This window comes from Ignavibacterium sp. (assembly GCF_025998815.1).
Classification (GTDB): Bacteria; Bacteroidota; Ignavibacteria; order Ignavibacteriales; family Ignavibacteriaceae; genus Ignavibacterium.
The window spans coordinates 624540-640474 of the sequence record NZ_AP026678.1; the positions used below are offsets into that span (position 1 = coordinate 624540).

A 15935-nucleotide genomic window follows, 5' to 3' on the forward strand; every position below is an offset into this window, starting at 1 on the left:
TAGTAGAGACAACCACTAATACCAGAGGAAACCTTATGAAAATTAAAATTTTTAAGCTTCTTTCGGCACTTGACGGATTAAAAAAGCTTGCCGAAAGAGACCTTCCAGCCCCGATAAGCTTCAATCTTGCCAGAGCTTTCCAGCAAATAGATAAAGAGTTAGAATTATTTGAAAAACAAAGGGTTAAACTATTGGAAAAATATGCGGTTAAACAGGATGATGGAAGTCTTATTATACCGGATGATAATACTGAAAACAGAGAAAAATATCTTGCGGAATTAAATCAGCTCATGGACTGTGAAATTGAAATCCCCTATGAGCCTATAAACATCAACAATCTTGGTGAAATCAAGCTATCAGTTTCTGATATGCTCCAGATTCAGGACTTTTTTATCAATAAATAAGCAAGGACAAATTCTATGATGGATACTGATTTAAATAAAAATCAGGGTACACCTGACGCTAAGGGTAATAGCGGAAAAGACGGAGACGACTCTGCTCCTAAAAATCCAGAGGAAAAAACCTTTACGCAGGATGAGGTAAATCAGATAATTCAAGCCCGACTTGCAAAAGAAAAAGACAAGTACAAGGACTATGAATCTCTAAAATCTCAGATTGCGGAATTGGAACAATTAAAAGAGAAATCTTCAAAGCTTGAAAGCGAAACAAGTAACCTTAATTCGGTACTTCAGGAGGTTTATGATAGCTTGGTACAGAGCGTTGACGAGGATAAAAGAACGCTTATACCGGAGCAATTATCTTTAGCCGATAAGATTAAATATATTAATTCAAACCGCGCCACTTTACTTACTCCACAGCCTAAAACTCCTCCAAAAGAACCAAATCCCAAAGGAGAGCCTGGTCTCTTCGGCGGAAAATACTCTACACTTGTTGAATTCGCCTCCAAAGACCCCAAAGGTTACTACGAAGCGCGTAAAGCAGGCAAGATTTAAACGCACACACCGAAATCCAATCACTTTATTTAATCAGGAGAATTTTATATGTCCACAACTTTAGCTACCCTGAGTGGTCTTCAGGATAAAATTATTGCCGACAGCACAGCGCTTTTCAGACTACGTTCTGATTTATTTAACGCTGTTTATACACAATCAGCAGGTTCAGCAAGCGTCGTTCAGTTTATGTCAAGCGGCGTTCCGGGAGCCGCAACAAAACAGGCAGTCGAAAACACAGATGTTACTCCAACAGTTGTTACCATCAGTGATGTTCCTGCACAGTTAGAAACCTATCCTATTTTGGTAAGATCAAGTAAAATATCAATCGCTGCTCCTAACGCAGAACTAAAAATTGCAGAACAGCTTGCAGGTGGAATTGCAAGAACAGTTGACACAATCATAGCTCAGTTATTCAACGGGTTTTCAAACGCTGTTGGTGACAACGCTACTGATGTCAATATTGATAGTTTCTTCACCGCAGTAGCAAAACTTGATGAATCAGGTTATGTAGGTGATAAAGTTGCAGTTTTACACCCTATGACCTGGAAGAAAATCGGTAAAGATATTCTCGGCTTATCAGGCGCCGGAAACAAAGCAAACGAATATCTTACACGCGGTTATATTGCAAACGTTGGCGGCGTTGATATTTATGTCTCTCCCTGGGTCGATGCTTCAGGTCAGTACACCAACGGTGTTTATTTCAAAGAAGCACTCGGCTTAGGATACAGAGAACCTGTAATTGATATTGAATCTATGCCTAACCTTGAGAAAGTAGCAGTTGACTTCCTGGCAACAGCTTTCCTCAAAGCAGTCGAATTGACTGATGCCGCTGGTGTTAAATTAATCGATAAACTTGTAGTATAATTACCGACAGCCCCGATAATTCGGGGCTTTTAATAACCTTATAATTGGAGAATTAACTATGTCAGCAATTAGAGTATTGCAGGACTACACTTTCACAGCAGAAAGAGAGACGATTTACGGTCAGGAAAACGACACTGCGCCAGTAGGATTGCCAACAGAAAATCTTGAATTCACTTTAGAGCCGAACAAACACAGACTCAATCGTGCCTGGGGCTTCAGAGGATTTCACTCTGCCAATAGCTGGAACGATACTTTTAACGTGGTTCCAACCGCTCAATCAAAGATTCTTATAACCCCACAAATATTGCATCTGCTTTTACCTGGCTTACTTCAGAGTAAACCTGATTGGACCGCAACAGCAGATGTCTGGACGATGAAAGCAAATAACTACGCGCAACTTCCTGGTGTTAAAACTGCCAACGAAGGATATTTCTTTGACCTTGCGAGAAGATTTCAGGATGGAACCGGTGAATTGATGAAGGGCGCTGTTGTCAACAGCCTCAAATTGTCTGTCTCCCCTACTGATGATGAAGGTATTTTGTCCGGCGAATTTCAATTTATCGGATCTGCAATTGATCGTAATTTTTCAGCAACAGGAACTGTAACTCACGCACCCCTGACAAATATGTATCGCTGGGGTAATCTCTCACAGGTGAGCTATAACAACAATCCTCTTTTAAGCGATTTTATCTCCTGCGAGTTAAATATCACCAACGGTGCAAAGTTTGCTCAGGATTTAACTTCTTCAGAGATAGTATTTCCTAAGTGGGAAGTTACAGGCACAATTAAAGTTGTTGCCAACGCTTATACCGAAGCGATGAAAAACGATTGCCTGCTCAAAGATGTGAATATGGCTGTTCCGATAAAAATCGTGTTTGGAAATTCAAATCCTTCAGCTGAGGGTGATTTAGCAATTACTGTTAACGCATATCTTACAGGCTATAAGCCTGATTACACAGAAGGAGAAGTAATTGAGTTCACTTTTGAGGGCGTTTTTGGAAACTCAGTTTCGCCCGTCGAATTCAAATTCTTCTACGATACAACACCGTAAATTCCGGGGTTGTCAATAAGACAGCCCCCTTTATTTTTTTCGATAAACTATTTACCAAAGGAGGAATTTTTTTATGGCAATTGCCCTTTCCAGAAAAACTGTTGACTATATTTTAGAATCAGATCGAAAGCTTGATAAATCAGAACAAACGATTTTTAAGATCAAACCTCTTTCAGCAAAGCAGTACGCAAGGATTCAGGACTCTATGCGCTTTTCAAGAAAAGACAACGGCGACTCGAATATAGAGAATCTTGGGACTTATACTTATGAAGTTCTGCTTTATGGTCTTGTTGGTTGGGAAAACTTCAAGGATGCGGACTCTCAGGAGGTTAAATTTAACAGTAAAGCTGTTGATGAATCAATTGATTATCTTCCGATAGATGTAAGATATGAACTTGCTAACGCAATTATGGAACTAAGCTTATTGGGTGGAGACAAGGAAAAAAACTAATATTGGCGGCTTTTTGGTCCGCATATGACAAGAAGGATGAAATCAAATTTCCAAAGCACGTGGATTTTCCTTTTGAAGCTGTAAATTTTAATCGTCAAAAAAAGCTTTGTTATAACAAAAAGGAATTGCTGGAACACCTTCTGTGCAAGGACGAATTAAAGCCGCTTGTTTTAATACTTGCAGCAAGAGTTCATCCGGAGTTTTTTATTTCAGAAGACAGCTTTGTTCTTATCGGACAATATGTGAACTTCAAAAGATACGGTATGCAATTTCTTTATCCAAAAGGGATGAAGGAAATACCGAATATTGTATTTCAAGCCTTTCAGATTATTTCTTCCACACTTGAACAAGTTGAAGCTGATGCAATAAAGTCAGCAAAAAGCAAAGACAGTAAATAAATAAAGATTAACAATATAATTCAGAGGATGTATATCAAAATAATTCCGCGCAATTTGATATTACATCCTTTTTTTATAAGGTAACAACTATGGCAATAGCTTCAAATAATCCTGAACTGATAATAGATGTTAAATACAACGTAAACCAGGCATCGTCTGAATATTCCAGGTTTACTAAGCGAGTAGAACAACAAGCTTTACGCCACGAGAAACAGCTTCTGAATATAAATCAGAATACACAATCAAAATTATATCAGCATCTTCAACAGTCCAACCAGAGAATCGTATCTGAAATTAATTCTCTTAATAAAAAGATTGAACGTATCACTGAAGCTGAAAACCAGAAAGCAATATCACGCTCGAAAGCTTATTATTCCAGGCAGTTAGGCGAAACAAAGAACTGGGTCAACAATATGGAGTCCTCACTTGGAAGGCTTAAAAGCTTGTTCCTTACATACCTGGGAGCAAAAACTTTCGGCGCGATAACAACTGCTTTTAATTCTGCTCTGGAAAATCTTGACGCGCTTAAGAAAGAAGCCTTTCAACTAGGTTTAACCTTTCAGGACCTATATGCTACTGTCTTTCAAAACGCTTTATCAGGAGTGGACACTGATACTTCAGTCAGGATATTAAACAACATAAAGCAGATGCTTGATGAAGCAATCTCCGACCCAAAGCTGTCAAAAAAGCTTAAACAATACGGTATCGATTTAAACTCTTCACTGTTGGAAGCATATGAAACCCTCAAAAAATATGTGCGCGCAACCGGAGACGCTTCAATACTTGGAGCAAGATTAGCCGGTGAATTAAGAAAAGTTGCATACATAAACGACGAACAGCTTGAAAGTTCCAAACAACTGTTGCGACGAATCGGTATAAGCGAAAAGGAAATACAATATATTGAGCGTTACAACGATGCAATTACAACACTTAAGGCTACAGTTCAGCTTATCGTAGGTAAAATATTTGCACAATCCGGTGATAAAATAGCTGCCGTAATTGAAAATATCAGTGACAAGATAGCCAACCTGGACACTGAGAAGATTGCCGACCTGTTTGAGTTTATGCTGGATTCAACAAATAAGGTTGCTAAAAATTTAAGAACGATTTCACAGCTACTTGCTACTATCGACAGATTATCCGCTTTTGTTGCAAGCATATCCAATATTAAAAACGCAATCGACCTTACGGACATCAAAGCCGGAATACTGGAACTTGATGATATTATCAGACAAAGCACTCAAGACCTTGAATTACTGGGTCAGTCAGGTGATTTAGATACAAGAACTATTAGCGCAATTGAAGAGAGAATTCTAATCCTTGAGAAGACTCAGGAACAACTCAAAAAAGCATCACGGATTGAACAAAAAGGTTTATTCGGAAAAAACAATTCACTTGAATCAATAGCACTTCAATTTGAAAAACTAAAAGTTAAAATTACTGACATAATTAAGCCTTTAACAGAATTGCCGCAAAAGTTTGAGGCTTTAGGAAAGTCGGGCTCTGTTATTGAATCGATTTTCGGGAAAGCACTTGGAAGCATATCTAAATTATTTGCGGGAATTTTCTCCGGTTCATCGAAAGCAATAAAGTTTATATCAGAGTTAACAGGTATAGGAAAAGCCTTCGGGGCGATCTTCAAATTCATAGGAAAAATATCAGTTTATCTGACTGTGTTGTTTATGATTTATGATTTCTTCGACGCGCTTTTCACTTATTTCAAGGAAACAGACAACTGGCTTGACAGATTATGGAAAACAGTCAAGGCTTTTGGTTATTCACTCGCTAAATTAGTTGCTGATATTATCGATGGTATCGTGCAGATAGCAAGTTTCGGTAAACTCGATTTACAAATTGGTAAGAGAGTCCGCGAGTTTTTTGGACTTGATGAAGAAAATAAAGTTGTTATTCCGATATATAATCCGGTACAGCATCCTCAGTATTTTGGGGGCAAAAAAAATAAAAACATCACTTACAGCCCTGAACAGGATGAAAACACAAAGAAAATCATCGAACAATTTAAAAACCTTGCTAACCTGAAAGAAGAAACACAGAAATACATCCACACGCTTGAAAATCTTAAAAGACAATATTCTGATCAACCTTATGTATTACGTGAAATCAATAAACAGCTTATCGAGCAAAGAGAACTTCTTGCTGATATAAACCAGGAATCCCTCAGGCTTAAACCTATTGCAAAAGGGTTTGATTTGCCACAAAATTTAGGTGAGCCGTTAATTAATAAAGCGCGCTCCTTTAAAGTTGTTCAATTTGATGATACTTCCCTGTATGGTGGAATAAAAGCTGCCGGGAGCGAATTAACTGCTTTGAGAAATAAACTTGATGTGCTTAAAAGCTTTAAGGATTTATTTGATTCAGCGTCAGATGAAGCAAAGGCACTTTCCCAGCAAATTAAAAGACTCAGTGATGAGATTGACGAGATTGACAACTCACCAATCAACGAGTTAATTCAGAAATTCCAGCAGGAATTTCTTCCGCTTATGAGTGAAGCGATAAATTTCATAAATACACTGATTGATGCAAATCTTGAACGCCTCAATAACGAACTTGATGTTATGCAGAGGCGAATTGAGCTTGAACAGGAATATTGGGACACAGTGCTTTCTAATCTTGAAGAAGCCGGAGCCAAGGGGACTGCTTATTATATCAAACAGGAATCAGAGAAAAAACGCGCAATCGCAAAACTTACCTCAGAGGAAATCCAGCTTAAAGCAAAAGTATGGGAAGCTGAAAAATCAGCAAGAATATCAGGCGCAATTATGACTGCCGCTCAGGCTTCACTTTCTGCCTGGACAATAATTCCCCCGAATCCACCCCTATCGCTTGCACTTACAACCCTGATTGCAGGCACACTTGCAACTCAGCTTGCATCAATCAATTCACAGCAGAACCCTTATTTGATAAAGAAAAATCTTGGTGGCTGGATTGAAGGAACAGGATATACAGATTCAGTGCCTGCTTTGTTAACACCAGGTGAATATGTAGTTAACCGGCAAGCGGCAAAGGAAAACGCTCTGCTTCTTGAGACAATTAATTCAGGAAGAAAAGTTCAAGCATCAAATACAGTTGTTGTTAATCTGAATTTCGATGGAAATCTGATTGCCGAAGACAGCTGGGTTGAAGACAGTCTGATTCCTAAAATTAATAAAGCAATATTAAAAGGTTACCAGTTAGGACTTAATTAAGTATGATTATTTTATCTGACAATTTCAAACAACGAATAGCAGATAAGGATACCCGCAAAATAATTCTCGCTCATCTGTATTATAACGACACTGAGTATTTTGCGGTTGCAACAACTCAAACAGTAGTTGACGGAGTACAATATCTTGGTATTATAAATAAATTTTCTGATATAACGCAGCAGTGGAATATTCTCAGTCAGAAAAACAATATTACTGTAACATCACCGCGGTTGGTACTTTCAGATTACCAGACCCCTGACGGTTATTCGATTTTTGATGACTTTGTTTATAAGCATATATTCGGAAGAAGATTAGTTATATTCATGACTTATGAAGGGCTTTCACTTCAGGACAGCCTGAGAGCTTTTGACGGCTGGGTGGATGATGTTAATTTCGGCAACAGTTCGATTATTATCACCGGTAAAACTTCTATAATTCCCGAAAGGCAGATAGCGGGTAGGAAGATAAACTACGACACGCAGACAATAGGCGATGACCCCGTGCCAGCAGGATTTAAGATATTAAAGGAGTTTGATAAAAAAGTACTTCCCGTTGTATTCGGAAAACACTGGTGCTCTCCTATTGTTCCGTATTTGCAGAATAACTCGATTGACTGGAAGCGTTATTACTCATCAATTGACAATAAATATTCAACTTCAGTTGTAAATCAATCGAACATCCGCACAAACATAAAGCACTTCAATATCAACAAGACAGCTTCATCAATTCTTATAGAGAACGATGATTATTACACGCCGCTGTATGAAACTGATTTTACAAGCGATATACTTAAGGTATATACTATTGTTACACCCGATGAGAATTTTTCGCCGGGAATTTTATTACCCTTTCAGGGTGGGCATACTAAACGTGATGGAAATATATTCGTTACAGTACCTTTAAGATATGAAGCGCGTAAAGATTTGCCTTCCTGGTTTACTATTGAGGGTGCAAGTTCATATGATAATAAGGATAATTTTCCTGATGTGTTTAATAATCTGAACACAGCACCTTTTGTATTTACTAATAACAGGTCAAACTTTTTACGTCTGTGGGTTAAAGCGAAACTTGACTTGAACAAAAATTTAAGGGTTGATGAACAAGGGCATATAAGAAAGCTCCGACGAATTCATATTCCTTCAACAGATTCCAATAACGGCGGGCAAGGCTTTTTGCTTGGAAGGTGGGAAATAAATATCGGCGCGATGGGTTATTTCCACGATAATATCTGGACGGCGGTTGATATATATCCTTTTGTTATTCATCACTGGAAGGATGGTTTTTGCGGAGAACCTTTTGACCTTCAGGCAAGAAATTTACCTCAATATCTCGGAGCCGGAACTTTGGGACTATTAACGCCTGATGACTGTAAAACAGAACCTTATAATTACTGGTATAACGCACAGGCAAGAATATTTACAAACCAGACCGGATCTTTATTTTATGATTTTGCAGAAGCTGACAACAACAGGCATATCGGATTACAAGGCAACGAGTATATTACACCTGATATGGGAAAAGCCCCCTTTATCAACAGAGAATCTTTTACCGGAGAGAATCTTGGTGCGGCGATTGAATTCACTGCACCAACTATAACTTTATTTTCAGCCTCAACAGACGATAAAGTGAAACTCTATAAAGCATATCACCTGACTGCCGGAGCGATTGATTTATCCTTTGGTGATAATCTATATGGGGCAACCGAAGGCTACACGCTAACAATCTCAGATGAATTAATTTCAGCGCCTGCCGGAATAAACAACTATCTGATGAAACGTCCTTATGAATTTATTGAATTCCTGTTAAGACGTTCAGGTGAAACAAAATTAGCTTCCACCTTCAACTATCAGAAAATCAATTCCGCGTGGGAGTCAGTATTCTCAAATAAACGTGATTTTTCCGGATTTGTTATTGACAAAGAAATTACACTTGATAAATTTATTGATGAATATCAACAAGCAGAACCTTTTTCAGTATATGTATCTGAGGATGATAGCTTTAATATTGCAATCCTGAAAGCCACCTATACTGAACAGGATATTGTTGATTTTCTTGATTATGCTGATGCAACTGTTTTTGATATGTCACTTACAGATGCTAAAGAAGTCGCCGCCGAAATAAATCATATTAAAACCGATTATATGCACGGACTTGATGATTTCGTAATTGACGAACACTTCAGACTCGATGAAACACAGTATGATTATTCCTTCTGGAAAGCCAATAACACAGTTGAAAATAACACTTTTGTTATTGAAAATATTGAAAAGAAATACAGTTCCTATGTAACTGTTGATGTGGTTAGCTACTCAGGTAAGTATTACGGATGTGCGAAAACCTGTAAAAATATACCACCGACAAATTCAGAATATTGGACTGAACTGATTGAGCCACAGATTGGTGCGCCGGTTTGGAATAATTCAACTTTATATGCCGGTGAAGATGCAGAGGCATATATGATTGCAAAATTCTTATTGAATCAGAGAGCCAATAGACACAGAGTTATTCAGTTTGAAACTGACAATCTGAGTTATCTGAGATTTAACGTTGGTGATGTAGTAGGCGTTGCTAACGTACCAAAGACGCTCCTTGGTTTACATATAAAAGGTTTTGCTGGCGCTGAAAATTTCACAGCAACAGTCAACAATCAAACGGTATATTCAGCTTTTGTTATCACATCAATAAGAAAATCAATTAACAGGGTTGAAATAACTGCCGTTCAATTACACGATTTATCTGCTTACAACATCATAAGAGTTTAAGCTATGAGTTATATATTGGTTCCGCATCAAAATTTTTGCGCGCAAATTAACTTCTCCTGTGATGAACAGCTATCTCAATATGAATTAAGAAAAGCTTTCTCAACTGACACAAAGGAATATGCTTTAATACCATCAACTTCAAGGATTTATTTCTCTTACCCGCAGATAAATCCAGGCACACAGGCCCTTGTTTTATGGACTGAAAACTACACTGCTACACCTGTTGTTCAGTCTTCAACTGAAGAAGATTTTGAAACCATAATAAATATGAACGCGGGCGGAATTTATGGTCTTAATAAAAAGCTAATCATCTATTCAAATCAGGGTAGCAATTATTATCGCATAAATCCAACCGGGGTTGATCTCCGATTAAAAAATTTAAGCTTCGGGCGATTGTATTCACTCCCCTCTGATTTCAGACTTGAAATACAATCAACAACTCACAAATATGAGTTATCAAAAGTTTATTTCAATTTACTTGGTCAGACCAAATATGATGGTTTCGCAAATCAGGGACTCAGAAAATCCTACACGCTTGAATTCAATTTCATCACTGAAGCAGAAAAACAAAACTTAATCCAGGTGTTTACTTTAGGCAAGGGGTGCCTGCCTATGTGGTTAATTGAAGACCTGAATAATTCTGAAAGCTGGATTTTCGGAATATTCAGGGGGTTAACATACATGGAGCCGTATGCTGGTTATTTCAACGTTTCAATTTCTATACAGGAGTTATAAAGTGCAGTACCTTGAATTAAAAGTACCGAAAATTTATTCGGACCCGTCACAGACCGGCAATTACAGCTTTATAGTTCCCGTTTATGATCAGAACTATAAAGTAAGCATCGAATTTCCACCCACCGCTGACGGTACTGATTCTTTTACTGCGGTGAAATTTCCGGATTACAAAACAGCATATAACCTGATTGCATCGGAAAAAACAGAACTTACCTGGTCAGGATTACTTGAATCCGACAAAGACAATTTTGTTACTTTCCTGAAATCTTTCAACAACAGCTTTCAACCTTTCACGTTAATCCACTATGACGATGCGCTGGTAAAAAAAACGATTACCGGCATAATTGAAACTGACTCGGTCGAAATAAAAAAGGATGAATTCGATTTATATTCAATATCACTAATAATCAGAAGCACATAAGGTTTTTTCTATGGACGGCAATTTCTCAATCAATCGTGAACTTTCAATAGAAAGAAGACTTGCTACAATTGAAGAGCGGCTCGTTCAAACAGATAAATTCATAGACAGAAAATTCAGCGAAACAGACAGAAAGCTCGATAACATATTATCTGGCATAGAATCGATGACAACGAGAGTTTCATCTTTAGAACAGTGGCGGGCGGTAATAAAAAGTAACATAACTTTAATCGGGGCGCTTGTTTCAGCGGCAATCACTCTTGCTATAAATTTTATATCAAGTTTCTTAAATAAATAATATGCTTAAGTTTATCAAATACCTTCTTTCATCACGAGGTTATATATCATCAACACGATTTGTGAAGATTCTCATATCGATAACTTTCGTGTTTGATTGGCTTTATACACGTGTCATCGACAGGCAACCGAAATTTGAACCCACACCTGATATTATACTGATTGTTGCTTCAATATTAGGCGTTTCGCTTGTTCAGAAATATCTTGAAGGCAAGTAAAACTTAGTTTTTCCTCATAATAAGCATAAATTCAGACTTCATACCTTCAGGATTTTTATTGTTTCTCGAACTGAAAAGCTGTCTTGTTACTATTTTATCCTCAAGAACTTCAATTAATTTAAAATCTAATTTTTCAAAATATTCCCTGAATATCTTCCAAATCTCTACTTCCTCACCATCAACTTTGGGGTTACCAATAAAAATACATATGATGCCTCCATCTTTTATGTGATACATAGCGTTTTTAAAAGTGTTTAACGTATGACAGAAATACGAGTCGACAAGCTCAATTAAATCTTTGCGTTCAATCTTTTCTTTGAGTGCATCAAGAGAAGGAGTACTAATAATTTCAGTTGGCTTTCGATATGGAATTTCAAGCTTTGTTAATTCCTTTATTTGCGCCTCAGAGTATCCTAACCAGTACAAATCTAGTTTGGCAGTCCTGATATATTCCTGAGCCTGTAGATAAGGTGGTGAGCTCACAAGCAAATCGAACGAATCTTCTTTACCATAATTATAAGTTGACGAATCAACCCCTCCTTTAAAGAAAATATTTATTTTTCTGTTTTTCAATAGATCAACAGTTTGGTTAACCTTTTGTAGAGTTTCGGATGAAAGACTGTAAAGGTCTAAGATTAGTGACTTGTACCAGCGTTTTTTTGCTAGAGTATTGATTTGTTCAATCTTCCTTTTAGATCTGAAAAGTTTTGGTACCTTATGTTCCGCGTATGAATATTTTTTACTAATTCTAAGAAGTGAAGATTCAATAATCAATTTATAGGTAGAATTATGAAGGTTATTTAATCCACCCCATAATTTTTGAATTCTATTTAAAAATTCTATTGGATACCAATAATCAATTTTGCTCCAATCGGGAACAAAACTTGTATCGCTTTCAAGTATCTGTTCAATATATTCATACAATTTTGTTTGTGAAAGGTAAGTTTTAATTGTTGGAATTTTCAAAGGTATTATATGATTCAGCATAGGATTCAAATCAAGCAGATAAGTTGACCGATTTTCCAAGACTGCTTCAAGTCCAACTGTACCGCTACCAGCAAAAGGATCAATAACAATATCACCTTCCTTTGAATATCTACTAATACAATATTTAACTGCTTGAGGTATAAATTTAGCAGGATAATAGTGAATTGAGTGTGTTAAATAACCAGTATCACTGATTTCCGAAACCAGATTTCTAAAACTTATTTCTCTTAAATTTTCGTTCATATTAATCAATCGATATTTTGTTCTTAATTGAATTTATGGCATATAAATAAAGCAATAATTCGATATAAAAAGATTGGTCTGCGGGTGATCTGACCGGAATCAAGTCTGAGTCTTTCCAATTTTCAATTACCTTCGTTTTAATCAAATTTATTGACCCTTGGAGTTCCTCAATACTATTATAATTTAATTGAACTTTTTCAGAGGAGCTTTTGAGGCTGTTCAGAATAGTTTTTAAGTAATCGAACGATGAAGAACCTTTCTCAACAATATTTTTCAATTCAAAAGATGCAACAACATAAGATGTCCACAAGTCATCCCAGGAAGACAATAATTCAATATTCTTATTAATTGAATCTATTAGATTATTACTTTTTATACTAAAGAAGTTACCTACTGTATCAGCAAATTGCTTATGACCATACGATAATTTTAGTAATATTTTTTTTTGTGAAAACGAATAACCAGAAGCAACAATATCTGAATTAAATTCTTTTTTATTTACTATGTTAAGATACTCAGCTATGTTGTCTATTAAAGATTGCTTTTGAAGTTCAGAATCAGAATTAAATATGTGTATGAGGTATAAAATTTCCAATCCACTATCAATAATATTGGGTTGCTCAAGGAGTATTTTTAATAATTTCACTAAAGATGCTTTTGCGGTTGTACCTCCTGTATCGTCCCTTGAACGAAGTTGGATAATAAGGATTTTATTATTTTTTAATCCTAATATATCTACATCAGTCTTCCCAATATCGTTCTTATAATTAACTGACAAAATTTGACGAGCACCTGCAGCTGTATCAGCAACTAAAATTTCGTTTTCCCTTAAAACCTCAGCAAGAAGGTTTTCAATTACTTTACCCTGTCTTGCTCTGTATGAACTATGATAATATTGTTGAAATTTAAATAAATCACCGTGATACTTTGCAATAAAATTCTCAAAACGATTTGAAGAAGTGATTCCTGCACTGAATCCTTTGATGTCATCCAAATCTTGAGAAATTTCTTCTAAATTTTTATCAATTATATGGTTGGTAAGTTTAAGGGCTAATTCCAGAGGACTCTTTAAAATAGTAATAACCAAGTCAATATCCTTGATATTAAAAGCTCGACTCAGTAACAAAAAGTTCAACTTTGATGTAGTTTTCTCTCCCAAAGTTTGTCTCCTATACTTAAGTATGTGAATTTTTTCAGTGGTCTGGTTTCTTGGAATTTATGACTGAATATGCTTCTCCAGATAATTATATTCAGTATAATCAGAGCAAGTACGATTAGTAAAAACCACCACTTTCGTTTTATATAGTCAATTACTTTTTTCATAGGCAGAGTAAAAATAAAAAATTGTTTACAAATTCCTAAGTAAGTTTTCTAATTGCTTCTACAAGCTGATCGTCTGAAGCATATAGATAAACTTCAGTTGTTTTAATATCTGAGTGCCCTGCAAGTTTTTTAATAACGTGAATAGACACTTTTTGCCTTGCAAGATTAGTGCAGAAAGTGTGTCTCAGACCGTGAAGCTTATAGTCCGGATTCAGACCAAGTTGTCTAACTATATGTTTGAACAGTTTGGATATTTTTCTTCTATCAAATAATTTAAAATTCTCGCGACCCTCAGGTTCGTAGAATATGTAATTGATTTTCGGGTCTTTAAATTTTCTCATATACCTAAATACAAGATACACACGGTTGTTCATAGGTATTGTTCTTTCCCTGTGGCTTTTTGTTCTGAAAGAATCGTGATTTCGCACGTAGATTTCTTTTTTATTTAAATCAATATCCACCCATCGCAGATGTATCAATTCACTTACACGCATACCTGTATAGTAAAGTATTATGAAGAAAGCTTTATAGATTCTATATTTTACTTCGCCTATTATCTTTACAAAATCATCTTTGTTAATATAAATCGGATTATTCTTGGGGGTGGGTATTTTTTTTATTCCCAGGAAAGGATTAATACGTATATGTTTTTCTCTCCTGGCATAGTTAAAAATCGATTTTAAAGTACGTAACATACTGTTATGTGAATAAGCATATTTTTGCTTAAGAGAGAATAGTTTTTTAGCGTGGATGGTTGATATTTCAGAAAGATAACAATTAGGTTTTATAAAGTTTTCTAATAGCAGAAGGCAATCTTCAATAATTTCAGTGTATCGCTCTGAGTGATGAACTTTTGAGTATAGTAGATATTTTTCACAAAAATCTTTATATTTTATTTGTGTGATTTTATGTTTTTTATCAAACTCTTTTAAAACAGTGCTTATCGGTGCGGTATTTAACCGGAATTCTGTTAAAATAATTTTTGCTTCTTTATATTTTTTTTTACCAGTAGAAATTGAAGTTTTTTTACCGTTGGAAGTATAAACTATATGATAATAATTTCCCCTTTTTCGCAGGTACAATTTTTTCTCCAATTTATTAAAAATTTTGACTCCAAATTATGGAGTCAAAATCATAAAATCAATTTGTTGCTTACAAAATATATTGCGAAAAATAGCGGAAAAAACACTTTTTTGATGCGCCCGTAGCTCAATTGGATAGAGCACCTGACTTCGGATCAGGCGGTTTGGGGTTCGAGTCCCTACGGGCGTACAAATTCCAATGAATATTAAAAGATGTACAATTCTGGCTGAGTTGTACATTTTTATTTTTAGCCACGAATTGCACAAATTATCACTAATTAAATTTGTATCAATTCGTGAGTTGAATTTTCAGTTTTGATATAAAAGTTTCAGTTACTTAAAAAGCAATTTCTATTTTAATAAATGCATTCAATTAAATAGTCAAATTCGTGTCAATTAGTGAAATCAGTGGCATTGATTTTTTCAGAAGATAAATATCGATTTATGTATGCAGCACTTCAGGAAGCTGAGAAAGCTTTTGAAGATGACGAAGTACCAATTGGTGCAGTAGTAGTTTATGAGGATAAAATTATCGGTCGTGGTTATAATCAGGTCGAAAGACTTAAAGATGCAACAGCACACGCAGAGATGATTGCCATTACATCGGCTGCAAATCATATTGGCAACTGGCGATTAAACGAATGCAGCATTTATGTAACAGTTGAACCTTGTATAATGTGTACAGGTGCTTTGTTAAATTCAAGAATAAATGAACTTTATTTTGGGACTTATGATACAAAATTCGGTGCTTGCGGTAGTGTTTATAATCTTGCCGAAGAATTCAAGGTAAATCATAAAATAAAAGTATATTCGGGTTTAATGGCTTCAGAGAGTGAACAATTGCTTAAAGCATTCTTTTCAAAAAAAAGAAATAAAATCTTTCCAATGGGCAAGGATAATCTTGCTTAAGAAAATGAATACTTCTAATTTTCCAGAAAAGATTTAGG

The 15935-nt window shown here is 35.9% G+C and carries 16 protein-coding genes and 1 tRNA gene; 14 read left to right on the forward strand and 3 right to left on the reverse strand.

Going from position 1 to position 15935, the window contains the following annotated elements:
- The first annotated feature begins 35 nt into the window (after window positions 1-35).
- The 12 genes from Q0X14_RS02680 (at window position 36) to Q0X14_RS02735 (ending at window position 11353) form a co-directional block, all read left to right on the forward strand.
- The gene (locus Q0X14_RS02680) at window positions 36-404 is read left to right on the forward strand and encodes a hypothetical protein (RefSeq protein WP_297842087.1); all 369 of its coding nucleotides are present in this window, start codon (window positions 36-38) and stop codon (window positions 402-404) included.
- A 15-nt stretch (window positions 405-419) separates the two neighbouring features.
- Window positions 420-953: a hypothetical protein gene (locus Q0X14_RS02685; protein ID WP_297842090.1), complete on the forward strand. Its 534-nt coding sequence runs from the start codon at window positions 420-422 to the stop codon at window positions 951-953.
- A gap of 48 nt (window positions 954-1001) precedes the next feature.
- Window positions 1002-1817 carry a hypothetical protein gene (locus tag Q0X14_RS02690; RefSeq protein WP_297842092.1) on the forward strand — a complete coding sequence of 272 codons (816 nt, stop codon included), beginning with the start codon at window positions 1002-1004 and terminating at the stop codon, window positions 1815-1817.
- A 58-nt stretch (window positions 1818-1875) separates the two neighbouring features.
- The gene (locus Q0X14_RS02695) at window positions 1876-2868 is read left to right on the forward strand and encodes a phage tail tube protein (protein WP_297842094.1); all 993 of its coding nucleotides are present in this window, start codon (window positions 1876-1878) and stop codon (window positions 2866-2868) included.
- Between the two features lie 73 nt (window positions 2869-2941).
- Window positions 2942-3319: a hypothetical protein gene (locus tag Q0X14_RS02700; protein WP_297842097.1), complete on the forward strand. Its 378-nt coding sequence runs from the start codon at window positions 2942-2944 to the stop codon at window positions 3317-3319.
- 2 nt (window positions 3320-3321) lie between these two features.
- Window positions 3322-3717, forward strand: coding sequence for a hypothetical protein (locus Q0X14_RS02705; protein ID WP_297842100.1), 396 nt, complete (start codon window positions 3322-3324; stop codon window positions 3715-3717).
- 89 nt (window positions 3718-3806) lie between these two features.
- The gene (locus Q0X14_RS02710; protein ID WP_297842103.1) at window positions 3807-6923 is read left to right on the forward strand and encodes a hypothetical protein; all 3117 of its coding nucleotides are present in this window, start codon (window positions 3807-3809) and stop codon (window positions 6921-6923) included.
- 2 nt (window positions 6924-6925) lie between these two features.
- On the forward strand, window positions 6926-9685 hold the full coding sequence (locus tag Q0X14_RS02715) for a hypothetical protein (protein ID WP_297842105.1): 2760 nt from the start codon (window positions 6926-6928) through the stop codon (window positions 9683-9685).
- A gap of 3 nt (window positions 9686-9688) precedes the next feature.
- Entirely contained in the window at window positions 9689-10420 is a 732-nt protein-coding gene (locus Q0X14_RS02720; protein ID WP_297842107.1) for a hypothetical protein, read from the forward strand.
- A 1-nt stretch (window position 10421) separates the two neighbouring features.
- Entirely contained in the window at window positions 10422-10841 is a 420-nt protein-coding gene (locus tag Q0X14_RS02725) for a hypothetical protein (protein WP_297842110.1), read from the forward strand.
- A 10-nt stretch (window positions 10842-10851) separates the two neighbouring features.
- Window positions 10852-11136 (forward strand): hypothetical protein, encoded by a 285-nt coding sequence (locus tag Q0X14_RS02730; protein WP_297842113.1) that lies wholly within the window; start codon window positions 10852-10854, stop codon window positions 11134-11136.
- Window position 11137: 1 nt separating this feature from the next.
- Window positions 11138-11353, forward strand: a complete 216-nt coding sequence (locus Q0X14_RS02735; protein WP_297842115.1) for a hypothetical protein — start codon at window positions 11138-11140, stop codon at window positions 11351-11353.
- A 3-nt stretch (window positions 11354-11356) separates the two neighbouring features.
- On the opposite strand, the gene Q0X14_RS02740 is transcribed toward Q0X14_RS02735, so the two are convergent.
- The 3 genes from Q0X14_RS02740 to Q0X14_RS02750 form a co-directional block, all read right to left on the reverse strand.
- Window positions 11357-12583, reverse strand: coding sequence for a DNA methyltransferase (locus tag Q0X14_RS02740; protein ID WP_297842119.1), 1227 nt, complete (start codon window positions 12581-12583; stop codon window positions 11357-11359).
- A 1-nt stretch (window position 12584) separates the two neighbouring features.
- A complete protein-coding gene (locus Q0X14_RS02745) occupies window positions 12585-13742 on the reverse strand; it encodes a hypothetical protein (RefSeq protein ID WP_297842121.1) in 1158 nt (385 codons plus the stop codon).
- 199 nt (window positions 13743-13941) lie between these two features.
- Window positions 13942-14988 (reverse strand): tyrosine-type recombinase/integrase, encoded by a 1047-nt coding sequence (locus tag Q0X14_RS02750; RefSeq protein WP_297842125.1) that lies wholly within the window; start codon window positions 14986-14988, stop codon window positions 13942-13944.
- A 116-nt stretch (window positions 14989-15104) separates the two neighbouring features.
- Between Q0X14_RS02750 and Q0X14_RS02755 the strand changes: the two genes are divergently transcribed.
- Together Q0X14_RS02755 and tadA are read left to right on the forward strand one after the other, a co-directional pair.
- Window positions 15105-15178 (forward strand) — tRNA-Arg (locus Q0X14_RS02755).
- Window positions 15179-15402: 224 nt separating this feature from the next.
- Window positions 15403-15897: a tRNA adenosine(34) deaminase TadA gene (gene tadA, locus Q0X14_RS02760; RefSeq protein WP_366522793.1), complete on the forward strand. Its 495-nt coding sequence runs from the start codon at window positions 15403-15405 to the stop codon at window positions 15895-15897.
- The last annotated feature ends 38 nt before the right edge of the window (window positions 15898-15935 follow it).